The organism is Caulobacter sp. 1776 (assembly GCF_040545685.1).
Lineage (GTDB): Bacteria > Pseudomonadota > Alphaproteobacteria > Caulobacterales > Caulobacteraceae > Caulobacter.
Map to the genome: position 1 here is coordinate 168534 of NZ_JBEPMI010000009.1, position 16417 is coordinate 184950.

General features: G+C 68.3%; 15 protein-coding genes. 8 read left to right on the forward strand and 7 right to left on the reverse strand.

The annotated features are described in order from the left end of the window. Positions 1–4: 4 nt before the first annotated feature. Both ABIC66_RS23290 and ABIC66_RS23295 read right to left on the reverse strand, forming a co-directional pair. Complete coding sequence (locus ABIC66_RS23290) at positions 5–919, reverse strand: site-specific tyrosine recombinase XerD (RefSeq protein WP_354073596.1); 915 nt, start codon at positions 917–919, stop codon at positions 5–7. Continuing rightward, positions 916–2409, reverse strand: a complete 1494-nt coding sequence (locus ABIC66_RS23295) for a hypothetical protein (RefSeq protein ID WP_354073598.1) — start codon at positions 2407–2409, stop codon at positions 916–918. The genes ABIC66_RS23290 and ABIC66_RS23295 overlap by 4 nt, the downstream gene beginning before the upstream one ends. A gap of 60 nt (positions 2410–2469) precedes the next feature. On the opposite strand from ABIC66_RS23295, the gene ABIC66_RS23300 reads away from it, so the two are divergent. Further along, entirely contained in the window at positions 2470–3066 is a 597-nt protein-coding gene (locus tag ABIC66_RS23300) for a shikimate kinase (RefSeq protein ID WP_354073600.1), read from the forward strand. 10 nt (positions 3067–3076) lie between these two features. Then, entirely contained in the window at positions 3077–4189 is a 1113-nt protein-coding gene (gene aroB / locus ABIC66_RS23305) for a 3-dehydroquinate synthase (RefSeq protein ID WP_354073602.1), read from the forward strand. Here the strand turns inward: aroB and ABIC66_RS23310 are convergent. Beyond that, the gene (locus ABIC66_RS23310; RefSeq protein ID WP_354073604.1) at positions 4186–4749 is read right to left on the reverse strand and encodes a Rossmann-fold NAD(P)-binding domain-containing protein; all 564 of its coding nucleotides are present in this window, start codon (positions 4747–4749) and stop codon (positions 4186–4188) included. The genes aroB and ABIC66_RS23310 overlap by 4 nt on opposite strands. Before the next feature lie 213 nt (positions 4750–4962). Between ABIC66_RS23310 and ABIC66_RS23315 the strand changes: the two genes are divergently transcribed. The 5 genes from ABIC66_RS23315 to ABIC66_RS23335 all read left to right on the forward strand — a co-directional run bounded on the left by ABIC66_RS23315 (position 4963) and on the right by ABIC66_RS23335 (position 12441). Then, the gene (locus tag ABIC66_RS23315) at positions 4963–5358 is read left to right on the forward strand and encodes a MarR family winged helix-turn-helix transcriptional regulator (RefSeq protein WP_502910408.1); all 396 of its coding nucleotides are present in this window, start codon (positions 4963–4965) and stop codon (positions 5356–5358) included. Positions 5359–5398: 40 nt separating this feature from the next. Continuing rightward, entirely contained in the window at positions 5399–6685 is a 1287-nt protein-coding gene (locus ABIC66_RS23320) for an HlyC/CorC family transporter (RefSeq protein WP_354073607.1), read from the forward strand. A 102-nt stretch (positions 6686–6787) separates the two neighbouring features. Next, on the forward strand, positions 6788–8383 hold the full coding sequence (locus ABIC66_RS23325) for an HWE histidine kinase domain-containing protein (protein WP_354073609.1): 1596 nt from the start codon (positions 6788–6790) through the stop codon (positions 8381–8383). Positions 8384–8386: 3 nt separating this feature from the next. Beyond that, positions 8387–8755, forward strand: a complete 369-nt coding sequence (locus ABIC66_RS23330; RefSeq protein ID WP_354073610.1) for a response regulator — start codon at positions 8387–8389, stop codon at positions 8753–8755. A gap of 419 nt (positions 8756–9174) precedes the next feature. After that, on the forward strand, positions 9175–12441 hold the full coding sequence (locus ABIC66_RS23335; RefSeq protein WP_354073612.1) for a TonB-dependent receptor domain-containing protein: 3267 nt from the start codon (positions 9175–9177) through the stop codon (positions 12439–12441). Between the two features lie 130 nt (positions 12442–12571). Here the strand turns inward: ABIC66_RS23335 and cdd are convergent, their stop codons facing one another. Both cdd and ABIC66_RS23345 read right to left on the reverse strand, forming a co-directional pair. Next, on the reverse strand, positions 12572–13021 hold the full coding sequence (cdd, locus tag ABIC66_RS23340) for a cytidine deaminase (RefSeq protein WP_354073614.1): 450 nt from the start codon (positions 13019–13021) through the stop codon (positions 12572–12574). 109 nt (positions 13022–13130) lie between these two features. Then, positions 13131–13406, reverse strand: a complete 276-nt coding sequence (locus tag ABIC66_RS23345) for a BolA family protein (protein ID WP_354073879.1) — start codon at positions 13404–13406, stop codon at positions 13131–13133. Between the two features lie 56 nt (positions 13407–13462). On the opposite strand from ABIC66_RS23345, the gene ABIC66_RS23350 reads away from it, so the two are divergent. Then, complete coding sequence (locus ABIC66_RS23350) at positions 13463–14113, forward strand: J domain-containing protein (protein WP_354073616.1); 651 nt, start codon at positions 13463–13465, stop codon at positions 14111–14113. A gap of 313 nt (positions 14114–14426) precedes the next feature. Here the strand turns inward: ABIC66_RS23350 and ABIC66_RS23355 are convergent, their stop codons facing one another. Together ABIC66_RS23355 and ABIC66_RS23360 are read right to left on the reverse strand one after the other, a co-directional pair. Then, positions 14427–15005 carry a hypothetical protein gene (locus ABIC66_RS23355; protein WP_354073618.1) on the reverse strand — a complete coding sequence of 193 codons (579 nt, stop codon included), beginning with the start codon at positions 15003–15005 and terminating at the stop codon, positions 14427–14429. Between the two features lie 501 nt (positions 15006–15506). Beyond that, complete coding sequence (locus ABIC66_RS23360) at positions 15507–16367, reverse strand: lipase family protein (protein ID WP_354073619.1); 861 nt, start codon at positions 16365–16367, stop codon at positions 15507–15509. Positions 16368–16417 lie beyond the last annotated feature (50 nt).

Genomic DNA, 16417 nt, shown 5'->3' on the forward strand with positions numbered 1-16417 from the left:
GTCTCTAGCGCTTTCTACCAAGCGGGTGCTTGGTCTGGACGACGTGAGCCAGATGGTCGCTGGCCACGTGGGTGTAGATCTGAGTGGTGGCGATATCGGCGTGACCCAGCAAGGTCTGGATCACCCTTAAGTCGGCGCCGCCTTCCAGCAGGTGGGTGGCGAAGGCGTGGCGCAGCACGTGCGGGCTGACCTTGTCGCGGTCGATCCCGGCGGCGATGGCCGCGTCCTCCAGCAGCTGGCCGACGCGGCGGGCCGTCAGGCGGCCGGAGGCGCCCCGCGATGGAAACAGCCAGGGGCTGTCCTTGGCCCCCTTGGGGAAGAAGGCCGGCCGCGCGACCAGATAGGCCTTCACCGCGGTCCGGGCGGCGTCGTTCAGCGGGGCCAGCCGTTCCTTGCCGCCCTTGCCCTTGACGATCAGGAAGGCCGGATCGCGGGCCAGGGCCGTGAGCGGCAGGGCCAGCAGCTCGGAGATCCGCAGGCCCGAGGCGTAGATCAGCTCGATGATGCAGAAGAGGCGCAGGCCCTGGGCGCTGTCCTTCGCCGTCGCGGCGGCCAGCAGGCGTTCGATATCCTCGCGCTCCAGCACCTTGGGCAGCGGTCGCCCGGCCTTGGGCGCGGCGACACGGCGCGAGGGGTCGTCGGCCCGCCAGCCCTCGCCCAGCACGAAACGGTAGAACTGGCGCACGGCCGAGCGACGGCGGGCGGCGGTGGCGGGCGACAGGCCGCGCGCGCCCAGGTCCTGGAAATAGGCCTCGACGGTCTCGGCGTCAGCGTCGTCCAGGTCGTGGCCCGAACGGCCCAGAAAGCCCCGGGCGTCCTCCAGGTCCTTGCCATAGGCGGTCAGGGTGTTGCGGGCCGCGGCGCGCTCGACGGCCATCATCTCCAGGAAGGCTTCGACCCAACCGGGACCCTTGCTCATTTCACGAAGGCCAGCCCGAGCAGCCCCTCGACGACGATGGCGCGGGCGTCGGCGGAGAGGCCGGCGCGGTTCAGGGCTTGAGCGATGCGGGCGCGGTCGACGGGCTGCGGGCCGGTGGCGCCGGCGTCGACGGCGATCGACAGGGCCAGCAGGCCCGCCTCGCCCTTGCGCTTGGCCGCGCCGGCGTCCTCCAGAACGAGGATCCGCGCCGCCGAGGCGGCCGGCTTGCCGAGGTCGAAACTGGCGAACTGGGCGCGGGCGTCGGCGTCCAGGGTTCCGCCCAGGCTGGCCAGCAGCACGGCGGCGGCCTGGGTCTTGGCCCCGCTCGAGACGCCGCGCGCCACCAGATTGCCCAGCACCTGGTTGTCGACCTTGCCGGAGCCGGCGGCGATCAGGGCGTCGAGGATGGCGAGGTCGGCGGGCGTCGCGCCGGGGACGGTGTCTCCGGTCAGCCGGCCGCGGATGGCCTGGGCGCTGGCCACGTCGCCGGAGGCCAGGGCCGCGCGGGCCAGCAGCACCGGATCCTGCAGCGGCCCGCCGGCGTGGGCCAGGGTGGCGATCGAGGCGGCCGAGGCCTGGGCGGCCTCGACGAAGGCGGGCAGAGTCTTGGCCTGGCGCAGGAAGGCCACGTCCGCGGCCTCCGCGGCGGTCAGGTCCGCGCCGGGCGCCACGCCGGCCAGGTCGCCGCCGCGCGGCGCGATCAGCGGCTTCAGGGCTGGCGAGGCCGAGGCGATGGCGGCGGCCGACTGGATGTCCAGGTTCAGCCGGCGCGACAGGGCGTAGTTGACGCCGTTCTTCAGGCTAGCCGCGCCGGGCGCCGTCCCGGCCAGGGCAGCGCCCATCAGCCGGGCGTAGTCGGCGTCCTTGGTCTGCTGCTGGGCCAGCTGGAAGGTCAGTTGGGCCGCGTCGGCCTGGCCGGCCTTCAGCTGGCAGAAGGCGCGCAGCCGCAGCCAATAGGCGGCGCCGCGATCGACGGTCAGGGCGTCCTGGACGCGGCAGGCCTGGTCGTCGTCGCCGGTGATCAGCGCCGCCTCGGCCGAGGCCATGGACAAGGCCGCGCTGCTGGCGGCGCCGGTCGCGCGATCGAGGATCGCGTCGGCGCCCTTGGCCTCGCCCAGGGCGATCAGGGCCAGGCCGCGCTGCGCGCCCATCTCGACATTGTCGCCTACGCCGGCCGGACCATTGGCGCCGGTCGACAGCAGGCGCCGCGCCAGGCTGGCGAAGGCCGGCGACAGCGGCTTGGGGCTGGCCAGCTTCGGCAGCACGTCGCGCATGATGTCCGGCGCGGTGTCTTTCCACAGATCCGCGCCCAGGCCGGTGTCGGCGACGGGTCCGGAGAAGTAGTCGGGGGCGGCCAGGCTCTTGACCTTGACCTCCTCCTGGGCGGCGGCGGGTCGCGCCAGGAGAGGAACCGTGAGGCCCAGGGCGACAAGCAGGGCAAGAGCGTGCGGGGATCGCGTCGGACGAAGCATGATCTGGTTATGACGCATCGAGGGGCTCTCGCAAACTTGGCGGTTGCCCCAAGCCTCGTGTAAACCCGCGACCGCATCATGACCGAGCCCGATCAAACCCCTGACGCTCTCCCGCCCATGACGGACGATCTCGCGCCGCTGCGCGGGAAGACCATCGTGCTGGTCGGGCTGATGGGCGTGGGCAAGTCCAGCGTTGGGCGGCGGCTGGCCGGGGTCCTGGACCTGCCGTTCCGCGACGCCGACAATGAGGTCGAGGCCGCCGCCGGCCGCTCGATCTCCGAGATCTTCGCCGAGCTGGGCGAGTCGGCCTTCCGCGATGGCGAGCGTCGGGTGATCGGCCGCCTGCTGGACGAGCCGCCGCACGTGCTGGCCACCGGCGGCGGGGCCTTCGTCAATCCCGAGACCCGGGCCCTGATCAACGAGAAGGCCGTCTCGGTCTGGCTGAAGGCCGACATCGAGCTCCTGGCCCGCCGGGTGTCGCGCAAGGACAACCGGCCGCTGGTGCGGGGCAAGGACCCGGTGGCGGTCCTGACCGAGCTGGCCCGGGTGCGCAACCCGGCCTACGCCGAGGCCCAGGTGCACGTCCAGACCGGCGACACGCCGCACGGCGTGGCGGTCGAGGCCATCCTGGCCGCCCTGCGCGCCCATTATTCGTCCGCCCATCTTTCGTCCTAGGAGTATCGCCATGATCCGCACCGTCCGCGTGGGCTTGGGCGATCGCGCCTATGACGTGGTCATCGGCCCGGGCCTGATCGACAGGGCCGGCGAGCGGATCGCTCCGGTGCTCGGCAAGCGCAAGCGAGTGGCCATCGTCACCGACGCCAATGTCGGCGAGCACCACGGCGAGCGCCTGTCGGTGTCGCTGGAGCGGGCCGGGATCGCGGTCGACATCATCACCATCCCGCCCGGCGAGGAGAGCAAGAGCTTCGAGGGCCTGGCCGACCTGTCCGACCGCCTGCTGGCCCTGGGCCTGGAGCGCGGCGACCAGATCGTGGCGTTCGGCGGCGGCGTGGTCGGCGACCTGGCCGGCTTCGCGGCCTCGGTATACAAGCGCGGCATCGACTTCGTGCAGGTGCCGACCACCCTCTTGGCCCAGGTCGACAGCTCGGTCGGCGGCAAGACCGCCATCGACACGCCGCGCGGCAAGAACCTGATCGGCGCCTTCCATCAGCCGCGCCTGGTGCTGGCCGATCTGGATGTGCTGTGCACCCTGCCCGCCCGAGAACTGGCCTGCGGCTATGCCGAGATCATCAAGTACGGCCTGCTGGGCGACTTCGCCTTCTTCGAATGGCTGGAGAACAACGTCCACGCGGTGCTGGAGCGCGACGTCGACGCCCTGGCCCACGCCGTCGGCCGCTCGGTCGAGATGAAGGCCGAGATCGTCGCCGAGGACGAAAAGGAAGCCGGCCGCCGCGCGCTCCTGAACCTGGGCCACACCTTCGGCCACGCCATCGAGGCCGAGATGGGCTTCGGCGACGCGCTCAAACATGGCGAGGCGGTGGGCGTGGGCATGGCCCAGGCGTTCCGCTTCTCGGCCAAGCTGGGCCTGTGCTCCAGCCAGGACGCCGTCCGCGCCGTCGCCGCGATCAAGGCCGCAGGCCTGCCGACCAACCTCGGCGACGTGCGCCCCGAGCCGTTCAGCGCCGACGCCCTGGTCGCCCACTGCGGCCAGGACAAGAAGGCCGAAGGCGGGGCCCTGACCTTCGTCTTGGCGCGCGGCATCGGCGACGCGTTCGTGGCCAAGGACGTCGATCGCGCGGCGCTGAAGGCGTTCCTGATCGAGGAAGGCGCGGTTTAGGCCGCCCGCTTCCGCGCCTTCAGCGCGAGAGCCACGCCCGCCGCCAGGAAGTAGACGGCCCCGAAGCCGGCATAGGGGGCGATGATCAGGATCGTCGGCTGGTGCGGGCCCGCGCCCAGCGACTGGGTCACGAACACGCCGCCCGCCAAGGCGGACTGAGCGCCGCTCAGCACCATCGGCCATTGCGCGCCCAACCCGCGCCAGCGGCGCACGCCAGCCGCCAGCTGCAGCAGGCCCGCGAAACCGGCCCAGACGCCGAACACGGTGAGGACCCGGCGCGGATCGGTCTGCAGCGCGAACACCACGGCCGCCGCGACCGCCAGGCTGATCACCAGGTTGAGGGTCTGCGGCGGATTGGCCGCGAAGCCGCCATTGGCTCGGGCGTCCAGGGCGTTGGCCAGGGCGTCCCAGGCCGGATAGGCGACCAGCAGCAGCCCGCCCGCCAGCGGATTGGCCGCGCCGAGCGTGACGGCGGCGACGATCCAGGCCGCCGATACGCCAGCCCGCAGAAGATAGTAGCGCTTGAGCCCCTGACGCGTGGCGTCGTCGATATCGGCCATCACGGCCTCCTTGGAAGGTTGAGCATTCTCATGTCGAGACATTATATGTCGCGACACATTATGGCTCATAGCGCGGCGTCGGCCGGCGAGTCCAGCGGATATTTGTCACGACATATATTTCTGCGGTAGGAAACATCCGATCAGGAGCTCCCCGTGTCCGCCTACCTTCCCACGCTCGACGAACAGCTGTGCTTCTCGCTCTACGGCGCCAGCATGGCCATCAACCGCGCCTACAAGCCGCTGCTGGACGCGCTGGAGATCACCTATCCCCAGTACCTGGTGCTGAGCGCGCTGTGGGAGGCCGACGGCCTGAGCGTCGGCGCGATCGGCGAGCGACTGGGCCTGGACTCCAGCAACGTCACGCCGCTGGTCAAGCGCATGGAGGCCGGCGGCCTGGTCTCCCGGGTTCGTAACCCCGCCGACGAGCGCCAAGTGGTCGTCAGCCTGACCGACGCCGGTCGCGACATGCAGGCCCGCAGCGCGTGCCTGGGCCAGACCCTGTTCGCCGCCGCCGGCTTCAGCGTCGAGCGGCTGATCCAGCTCAACAAGGACGTCCAGGCGTTCAGGGACTCGGTCTCGCGCTTTGTCAGCGAGCACCCCAAGCAGTAAGACCGCCCCCAAGGCGATCCCGCCCACGAGGTAGACCTCCATGCTCGCCGCCCTGCTGGGCCTCGCGCCCATCGTCATCGCGCTGCTGGCCCTGTCGGCGATCTTCTCGGCCGCCGAGACGTCGCTGACCGGGGCCAGCCGCTCGCGCATGCACCAGCTGGAGCGCGAAGGCGACCGGCCCGCGCGGCGGGTCAACAAGCTGCTGGCCGACCAGGAGACGATGATCGGCGCGGTGCTGCTGGGCAACAACCTGATCAACATCCTGGCCTCGGCCCTGGCGACCCAGGTGCTGACCACCCTGATCCCCGGCCCGTGGGGCGTGGCCGTCGCCACCGCCGCCATGACCGTGCTGGTCCTGGTCTTCGCCGAGGTGCTGCCCAAGACCGTGGCCATCGTCCGCTCCGACGACGTGGCCCGCGCCCTGTCGGCCCCCACCCTGTTCATCGTCAGCCTGTTCGGCCCGGTCATCTACGTGATCCAGTGGGTCGTCCGCCGCGCCCTGCGGATCTTCGGCGTCAAGCTGGACATGGCCGTCGACGTGCTGGCCGCCCACGAGGAGATCCGCGGCGCGGTCGACTACCACCATTCCGAAGGCCTGGTCGAAAGCGGCGACCGGCGGATGCTGGGCGGGGTGCTGGACCTGTCGGACATGGACGTCTCGGAGATCATGGTCCATCGCAAGTCGATGGTGCTGCTGGACGCCGACCTGCCGCCGCGGGCGCTGGTCGACGCGGTGCTGGAGGCCCAGCACACCCGCGTGCCGCTGTATCGCGACGAGCCGGACAACATCGTCGGCGTGCTGCACGCCCGCGACCTGCTGAAGGCCCTCGCCCAGGCCAAGGACGGGGTCGAGGGCCTGGACATCGCCGCCATCGTCCGCGAGCCGTGGTTCATCCCCGACACCACCAATCTCAAGGACCAGCTGAACGCCTTCCTGAAGCGCAAGAATCACTTCGCCCTGGTGGTCGACGAATACGGCGCGCTGCAGGGCCTGGTGACGCTGGAGGACATCCTCGAGGAGATCGTCGGCGAGATCGATGACGAGCACGACACCAGCGTCGAGGGCGTGCGCCGCCAGGCCGACGGCTCGGTCAATGTCGACGGCCACGTCACCGTGCGCGACCTCAACCGCGCCATGGAGTGGCGCCTGCCGGAAGGCGAGGCGGTGACCATCGCCGGCCTGGTGATCCACGAGGCCCAGATGATCCCCGAGCCCGGGCAGACCTTCATCTTCCACGGCCACCGGTTCCAGGTCTTCCGCCGGCAGAGGAACCAGATCACCGCTCTGCGGATCAGCGCGCCCCTGGCCGACGACAACGAACTCTAAACGTTTAAGGCGAAGCTTCGGGGGAACCGGATCGCCAAGGACGCGTTTTGCGCCTTTACGGACCCAAGGCTGTTTGGGGGCGGTCCGGTCGGAGGGGGCGTATTGGCCAGGTTGGCTGAGTCCGAGGTTCACGGCGATATGGCGGCCGACGACGCCACGCGCCTGGCGCGGCTCCAGGCCGCGCTGACCGAGGAGATCCGCAAGTCCGAGGCGCTGGCGCGGGTGACCGAGGCGGTGGCCTCCAGCGTCGATCTGGACGAGGTCGTCCAGGTGGTGATCGACGGGGCGCGCGAAATCACCGGCGCGGCGTTCGGGGCCTTCTTCTACAGCGTCGCCAATCCCGGCGGAGACTCCTACACCCTATACCGGCTGTCCGGCGCGCCGCCCGAAGCGTTCGCCAGCTATCCCACGCCGCGCAAGACCGAGATCTTCGCCCCCACCTTCGACGGGGTGGGGACCGTGCGCTCGGACGACATCACCCAGGATCCGCGTTACGGCCACAACGCGCCCTATCATGGCATGCCCGAAGGCCACCTGCCGGTGCGCAGCTACCTGGCCATCCCCGTCGTCACCCGCGAAGGCGAGGTGCTGGGCGGCCTGTTCTTCGGCCATCCCGAACCCGGCCGCTTCTCGGCCCGGGACGAGACCCTGCTGGTGGGCCTGGGCGCCCAGGTGGCGGTGACCATCGGGTCGATCCGCGGCGCCGTCGCCGCTCTGGAGGAGCTGGACCAGCGGCGCCGCGCCGAGGAGCGTCTGAAGTTCGCGCTCGATTCGGCCCGCATGGGCTCGTGGGACCTGGATGTCGCCACCCGGGCCTACGAGGCGTCCGACCTCTGCAAGGCCAACTACGGTCGCCGTCCCGAGGAGGCCTTCACCTTCGCCGACCTGATCGAGACGATCCATGCCGAGGACCGTCCCCGCGTCCTGGCCGCGATCGAGAGCGCCATTCGCGACGGGACCGACTACGACGTCGAATATCGCGTGGTGCTGCCGAGCGGCGAGCTGCGCTGGCTGCACGCGCGCGGCCGCGCGGCCCAGACGGCCGACGATGGCGGCGTCCGCCGGCTGGCCGGCGTCTCGCTGGACATCACCGAGCGTAAGCGCGCCGAGGAACGCCAGAAGCTGCTGGTCAACGAGCTGAACCATCGCGTCAAGAACAGCCTGGCCACGGTGCAGTCGATCGCCGCCCAGACCCTGCGCTCCAGCGCCTCGCCCGAATTCTTCCGCGAGGCCTTCGAGACCCGACTGATCGCCCTCTCCCAGACCCATGACCTGCTGACCCGCGAAAGCTGGGCCGGCGCCAGCCTGCGCGAGGTGTTCGACGTCGAGCTGCACGCCATGGCCGGCGAGGATCGGGTCGCCTTCGCCTACGACGCCGACGTGCGTCTCAATCCCAAGGCCGCCGTGGCCCTGGGCATGGGCATCCACGAGCTGACCACCAATGCGTCCAAGTACGGCGCGCTGTCGGCGCCCGGCGGCCGGGTGGCCGTCGGCTGGACCGCCGAAGACGGTCTGCTGCGCCTGACCTGGACCGAAAGCGGCGGCCCGCCCGTCACGCCGCCCGCCCGCCGCGGCTTCGGCGCTCGCCTTTTGGAGCGCGGCCTCGCGGCCGAGCTATCCGGCGGGGTCGAGCTGACCTATGATGCTTCCGGACTCGTCTGCCACATGGCGCTGCCCCTGCGCGCGCTGGAGCCCTGAAACATGAAGACTCTCTCGTCCCTGAAGGTCCTGGTCGTCGAAGACGAGGCGCTGGTTTCGATGCTGGTCGAGGACATGCTGACCGATCTGGGCTGCGCCATCGTCGGACCGGCGGCGGAAATCGAAGAGGCGCTTCGCCTCGCCGGTTCGGCCGACATCGACGCGGCCCTGCTGGACGTCAATCTGGGCGGTCGCCCGATCTTCCCGGTCGCCGACGCCCTGAAGGCCCGCGGCGTGCCCTTCGCCTTCGCCAGCGGCTATGGCGAGGCTGGCCTCACCGAGGATCACAAAGGCGCGAGCGTGCTGCAGAAGCCGTTCCGCGAGGCCGACCTGCGCCGCGTGCTGGAAGCCCTGGTCGGCCAGACGGCCTGATCCCGCGAAGTCGCCCAATTCGTCGGCGCGCGCGCCCAAGATTTGACCACGCCGATGCGGCCCTCGCCGGAATTGCGAGGCCCCGCATTCCCGCGATGGGAGAGTTTTGGCCGCTTCATAGGTTCGGAACGGCAAAAGCCCGCCGAACACCGATCGGCGTAGGGCATGAAACGACCCGTAAACACCCTCGGTTGACAGGGCGCGCCCCGGCAAACTCGGCAAGAATTTTCCAATTTTGACGTTCTGTCGCCGAAATTGTGACTTTTTGGTAACGACCAGCCCTCAACGCGACCCAATTTGGCCATGATCGCTTCTAGCGCGGCCGAAAGCCTTTAACGTTCTCCCTTGAGGAATGGCCCTCTTTGCTCCCGCGCGCGGCTGGCGTGTCGGGCGCTAGTACTTTTGAGGACAACTAAAACATGGCGTTGAAAACCAAGGTTCTCCTGGCGACGACAATGCTGGGAAGCCTCGCGGCTTTCGCCCCGACCCTAACGTTGGCGCAGACCGCGCCGGCCGCGGCCTCGGATGCGACCTCCGTCGAGGAAGTCGTGGTCACCGGCTCGCGCATTCGTCGCGACCCGACCAACTCTCCGACCCCGCTGATCCAAGTCAGCCGCGACGACGTCGTGTCGACCGGTCAAGCCAGCGTCATCGACGTGCTGGCCGACATCCCGGCCCTGTCGGGCTCGACGGTGCCGGAAGACACCACGGGCTCGGGCCTGAACGACGGCGGCCTGTCGGTGCTGAACCTGCGCGACCTGGGCGCCACCCGCACGCTGACCCTGGTCGACGGTCGTCGCCACGTGGGCTCGAACGGCGCCGGCCTGCAGGTCGACATCGACACCATTCCGCGCCTGCTGATCCAGAACGTTGAAGTGATCACCGGCTCGAACTCGGCCCTGTACGGCGCCGACGCCGTCTCGGGCGTGGTCAACTTCGTCCTGCGCAAGGACTTCGAAGGCCTGGAAATCGACGGCACCGCCGCCCAGATCAACCAGGACGGCCAGCTGAACAAGCGCATCTCGGCCCTGGCTGGTCACAATTTCTTCGACGGCCGCCTGAACGTCTATGGCTCGGCCGAATACGAAAAGAACGACGAAGTCCGCGACAGCCAGGTCGACTGGCGCAAGAAGGCCTGGGTGCTGCTGAACAACGACACCGACGTGTCGAACAGCCAGCCCGACGGTCAGTTCGACAACATCCTGATCCACGACGCGCGCAGCCTCTCGATCGGTCCGGCCGGCGGCATCACCGTGCTGGCCACCTCGACCCGTCCGTCGGCCAACCCGAACGATCCGGACATCCCCTTCCAGCAATGTACGACGGCGATCGCGCCGATGAGCGCGAACTGCTTCTCGCAGGAGCCGTACAACTCGTTCATCTATGACAACGCCGGCACGGGCCGCGCGCCGTCGTTCGGCACGTTCCGTGACGAAAACGGCTTCACCCGCGTCACCAACGTCGGCGGCGACGGCCTGAACCCGAACACCGAGTTCAGCCAAGGCAGCCGCCTGCCGCGCTCGATCAACTATCGCTTCCAAGGCGGGGCGAACTTCAACCTCACCGAAGACGTCCAGCTGTTCGGCGAAGCCAAGTACGTCAAGGAAAAGACCTTCGACGAAGGCCAGCAGACCTTCTTCGACATCGGCATCCTGCCGCTCGCGGCCGGCACGGTCGGCGGCCTGTTCAGCACCAGCTCGTTCAACATCGGCCTGGACAACGCCTACCTGCCGTCGAACGTGCGCAGCGCCATCCTGGCGAACACCCGCACGCCGATCACGTCGTACACCGCCTCGACCGGCGCGATCACCACGACCGCTCCGATCAACGACGTGCGCGCCCGCCACAGCCTGTTCGGTCCGGCCCGTAGCCAGCTCAACGAAAAAGAGCTGCAGCGCTATGTCGCCGGCATCCGCGGCAGCAAGGACGACTTCGGTTTCGTCCACAACCTGTCGTATGAACTGGGCTACACCTACGGCAAGCTCGAGAACACCAACTACGAGCGCGGCGTCGACGTCGTCCGCTTCAAGAACTCGGTGGACGCGGTTGTGGACACCGCCGGTGTCGTCAACGGCAAGCCGGGCGAAGTGGTCTGCCGCGTCAAGCTGCTGGACGCGCAAGGCGTCGCCATTCCCGACCAGAACCGCGGCGGGAACTACGCCAAGGGCACCAAGGCCTACGAAGAAGTCAGCAACTGCGTCGCCTCGCGCGTCTTCGGTCCGGGCGGCGCTTCGCCGGCCGCGCAGAAGTACTATGGCGCCGAGATCAATGTTCAGGAGCAGAACAAGCAGCAGGACGCCCTGGGTTACGTCTCGGGCGAGCTGTGGGACTTCTGGGGCGCGGGTCGTATCGGCCTGGCCGTCGGCGCGGAATGGCGCCGGGAGGAAACTCAGGCCATCGGCCGCTCGGCCTCGACCGGCGACCGCCTGCTGTTCCTCAACACCGGCCCGGACTTCCCGGCCTCGTCCTACGAGACCAAGGAATATTTCGGCGAATTCCGTCTGCCGCTGCTGCGTGACCTGCCGTTCGCCAAGAGCCTGGAAATCGGCGCGGCCTATCGCCACTCCGACTACACCAACATCGGCGTGACCGAGACCTACAACTTCAACGTGCTGTGGCGCCCGATCCAGGACATCATGTTCCGGGCGACCTCGGGTAAGTCGGTGCGCGCGCCGACCCTGGGCGAGAACTACCGTCCGGCCACCCAGACCTTCGCCAACAACTTCGTCGATCCTTGCGACGCCCGCGTGATCACCAATCTCACGGACGCGAAGATCAAGGCGAACCGCGAGAAGAACTGCGTCGCCCTGGGCATCCCCACGGGCACGAACATCATCTACACCAGCGGCATCCAGGGCAAGAACGCGGGCAACCCGTTCCTGAAGCCGGAAAAGTCGTTCTCGGTGACGGCCTCGATGGTCGTCACGCCGCGCTTCTGGCCGAACGCGACCTTCGTCGTCGACTACTATGATATCGACATCAAGGACGTGATCGCGTCGGTCACCGCGCAAGTGGCGGCCAACCAGTGCGTCAGCGGCGAAGTCCTGAACGCGGCGATCTGCGCGACCGTGAGCCGTATCGGCGCCTCGCCGTCGGGCATCACGCCGTCGTACGGCATCAACGACTTCATCCAAGGGTCGGTGAACTACGCCCGCACGACCAACCGCGGCATCGACTACCAGTTCCTGTACCACACCGATGTCGAGACCATCATCGGCAAGGACTGGGGTCGCCTGAACTACCGCCTGTCGGGCAACTACCTGTTCGAGCAGCACGACTTCACCAACATCAGCAATCCGAACGAGCACACGGACAACGAGACGGGCCTTGGCCTGCCGCGCGTCCGCTTCTCGTCGAAGCTGACCTGGGAAGTGAACGACAAGTTCAGCATCGCCTGGGACGTCGACTGGCAGTCGTCGCAGTGGCTGATCAACAGCACCCGCCCGTACGACGTCGACGACGCCAAGGTCGACCCGGACAACCGCGACCCGCGCTACTACAAGACGACGCCGTTCACGCAGCACGACTTCACCGTGAAGTATGCTGTCCGTCCGGACCTGGTTGTCCGCGGCGGCGTGGTCAATGCGTTCGACGAAGAGCCGAACCGTTGGCTGGGCAACACGACGAGCGACAACTTCGACCTGTTCGGTCGTCGCTTCTTCGTGGGCTTCAACTACAAGATGTAAGCAGAGACCTTCGGGTCGATGCTGGGAAGGGGCGGTCTTCGGACCGCCCCTTTTTCTTTGGCCGGGTGCAACGAAAAACGCCGCCGCTGGGCCCAGCGGCGGCGTCTTCGTGTCCAGGCGGGTAAGGCCCTCAAGCCAGGTCGCGCGGCCCGAACGAGTGGGGCAGCAGGCTCCAGAACGGGATCCGCTCGGTGGTCGCTCCGCCTTGCACCGAGACGATCTCGCAGGTCTCGCCGGCGAACTCGGCGATGCGCTGGCGGCAGGCGCCGCAGGGCTGGACCACCGCGTCCGAGCCGGCGGCGATCAGGACCTTGTCGATCCGGCGCGCGCCGCCGGCGGTGATCATCGCCCCGATCGCGGTCTGTTCGGCGCAGGTGCCGACCGGATAGGCTGCATTCTCGACATTGACGCCGTAGTGAACCCGGCCCTCGTCGTCGATCACCGCCGCGGCCACCGTGAAGTTCGAATAGCGCGCGTACGATCGCGACAGCAGCGCCGGCAGCGCCCGCGCGACATCCTGCTCGAGGGAAACATCCCGCGCGAAGGAATCAAGGGATGGAATGGTGACGTCGGCGCTCATGCGGGTCCCTGCCTTCCGGCGGGATCGCGCCGGGAAGAGAGGCAATCAGCCGCAGCGGCCCCGCGCAAGCCGGAAAAAGAGAAGAGCAAGCGAAAAAGTAAGCGTCGCCTTACGTCTCGCCGGGCGCCATGGCGACGATCGACAAGGCGTGGACGGGGCCCGCCAACTCGTCGGCCAGCACCTTCATCACCATGCGCTGGCGCATCACCCGGGCCTTGCCCGCAAAGGCTTGCGCCTCGATCGCGAGGTTGAAGTGGCTCTCGCCCGCCCCCGTGTGGCCAGCGTGGCCGTGGTGGCGGTCGCTGTCGTCCACGAGGTCGAGCCGCGAGGGCGCGAATGCGTCCTTGAGCTTGCGGCGAATGGTGTCGGCGACGGCGCCCATGATGCGTCTCTTGCTTGTCAATCCTTGAACGGAAATAGCGCGGGCTTACTCTAGACGCCATGAGCCGGCCGTTCGAGTATCGCCCCAAATTCACGGACATCCGGGTCCGCCCCCCCAAGAAGGGCGAGGACGACCCGGTCAACGACGTTCTGGGCCTGAAGCCCGGAGAGAAGCGCTGCGACCATCCCGACTGTCGTCTGCCGGGATCCGCCAAGGCGCCGAAGTCGCGCGACCTGCCGAACCAGCACTACTGGTTCTGTCAGCAGCACGCGGCCGAGTACAACAAGAACTGGAACTTCTACGCCGGCATGAACGAGGCGCAGATCCGCACGGCCCAGGAGCTGGAGCGCCAGACCGGCGGCCGGCCGACCTGGAGCTTCAAGGCCGACGCCAATTCCCGCGAGGCCGCCGCGGCGGCCGCCCGCGACGCCCGCGCCTTCGCCGACCCGTTCGGCATCTTCCGGGCCCAGCAACGCAAGGCCGAATCGCAGCGCGCGGCGGCCGAGCGCAGCCTGGGCAAGCTGGAGCGCCAGGCCCTGGCCGACCTCGACCTGGAAGCCGGCGTCGACAAGGCCGCGATCAAGACGCGCTACAAGGAGCTGCTGAAACGCTGCCACCCCGACGCCAATGGCGGCGACCGCAGCGCCGAGCACAAGCTCCAGCGGGTCATCAAGGCGTACAAGACCCTGCAGAAGTCGGGGATGGTTTAGCGAGCGGGCTGGGCGGCCTGCCGCTCTCGGTCGCCAATCGACATGACCTGGATGCCGGCTTTCGACCCCGAACGGAATTGAAGGCGTCCGCTTTCCGTCTGGCCCCTCTCGCTGACGATAGGCGCATGGGGTGGGCGCGGGGACCATCGCGTCTGGCCGCCATCCCGCCACCAGCCTTCGCCATAGCTCTGCGCATGGAGCAGGATGATGGGCACGAAGAAGCCCCAGCCTGACGGTCGTGGATGATGGCGCATCTGCGCCGTTTGAACTTTCGGAAGCGCCCGCTCTGTTCGGCTAGCCTGTCAACAGTCTGCTACTTGAGGCTGGCTGGAGCACATTGCCAGGTCGCGGCTGGAAACGCGGAGAGCGGGTTCGCCTGCTCAGCTTGCGCTGGCAAGTTAAGCGCGGCCCCATCAATCGTGCCGGTCACGACGGGTGCGCCCGTTCCGTCGCGAAGTTCCGCCCGGACTTGGCCCGCGAGTTCACCGTTCGAGATCTTGAACGTCGCTGCCACGGTGTGAGTCACGCCCGGTGCGGCCGGGAGCGGCGCGATCTTCGTATTGTGCTCACCCGTGGCAAGCCAGAGTTTCGCGCTCGGCTGCCCTTTCGCTAACCGGCCGTTTTCGCTCGCCGGCACCGAAAACGTGACGACCAGGGATTTTGAGGCCGCGCGCCCGGCGCTTTGTGACGTGACGACTGCGAACTTCGCCTGCCCCTGCTGTTCCCCGGGCGTCCAGGTGAAGGTTTGTTGCTTAAGCGAATTGGAGGGGGCAACGACGATGCGCCCCGACAGGACGCCGTCTTGTACTGGAGCCTGCGCCTCGCAAGCGAAGGTGTGCTGACGGGTCGCGGGCAACGAAGGGGGAAGCGGCGGCTGGATCGAAACTGGCATTCGCTCCCCTCAACCAAGGATTAAGAAATCTGGATTGCATGCTAAGGCAAAGCTGCCAGCCGCGTACAGCCTTTGGCTGTTTAGGTGAGGCATGCCTACCATTACGATTACTCGCTACGTCAACACGCCGGATGGCGCAACGAGCCCCGACGGGGCACGTCAATGTCACCATAAATCTCGCAAGCCGGCTTTGACGCGGTCTACGGCTGGGCGACCAGCGAAATCTCGCAGACGAGCGCAGGTCAGGAGACCTACGGTCCCATCGGCGGCAACTGCGTAGATATCGCGCGCACGGCGCTTGAGCTGGCTGGTGCGTCGATCTCGGCAGTCTCCCAACTGCTCGCGGGGACTTCGATCGCAAAAGACTATGCGCTCATCTCGGACTTCGTCGTTCACAACGGCGGTGAGAACATTCTGGCCGCGGCTGGCGAGGTGACCTGAGGGCTCACGCAAGCTGGCATCGACTTGGCGGGCGCGTTGCGGACCCTGAGCCCTCTCGGCCTACGGGCAGAAGCCGCGATCGTCCGCGCGGGCCGAACACGCCCTAGAAATCCTTCGGCCGGCCCGCCTGGTGCGTCCAGCCCGGATCGGCCCCCGCCTTGGCGGTGATGGCCTTGGCGAAGCGGCTGTACCAGAGGTGCTGTTCGGGATCGCCAGGTGGCGCCAGTAGAGCGTGACGTCGTGATTGCGCAGGAAATCGGTGTCGGCCCAGTAGGTCGGCGCCCCGCCCTTCGACGGCAGCTCCTCGTAGCACTGCCAGATCGAGGCGATCGGCCGGTCGGTCCCGAACACCTTGCGCTTGGGATGATGCGGCACGGCGTCCTTACCTCGCGCATAGTGGGTGATGAAGGCCGGGGCGGTCGCGGCGGGGGTCCAGCCCTGTAAGGCGGCGTAGGCGGCGACCGAATTGGCGAAGCCGGCCGAGGCGATCCCGACCACCCGCACCGGCGGCGCGGTCGGCCAGATCGCCTTGGCGAACGCGCCCTGAATGTCCGCCAACGCCCCGCCCAGCGAGTGGCCGACGATCAGCAGCTCGCGCGGCGCCAGGCCGGCCGCCTGGCTGGCCTTGGCGACCCGATCGACGAAGGTCAGGGCGGGGATCACCTGCCGGCGCGGATCCTTCTCCAGCGCGGCCTCGACATTGGCCCGCCAGTCGTCGAACGAGCGGAAACCCTCGGTGCCTCGGTTGGCGATCACCAGGACGTTGCTGGCCGGATGATGGACCACCACTGCGTCGTAGCCGCCCTTCTCGTTGGCCTGGTCCAGGATCGTCCAGCCCGCCAGGCCCGCCAGGTCGGTCAGCCCGGTCTTGCGATCCTTGTAGGCGGCCGCCGCCAGGGCCGCGGCGTCGGAATCATCCAAGGCCGTCGCCCCGGCTCTGGAGGCCAGAAACTCTCTCGGCTCCATCGCGC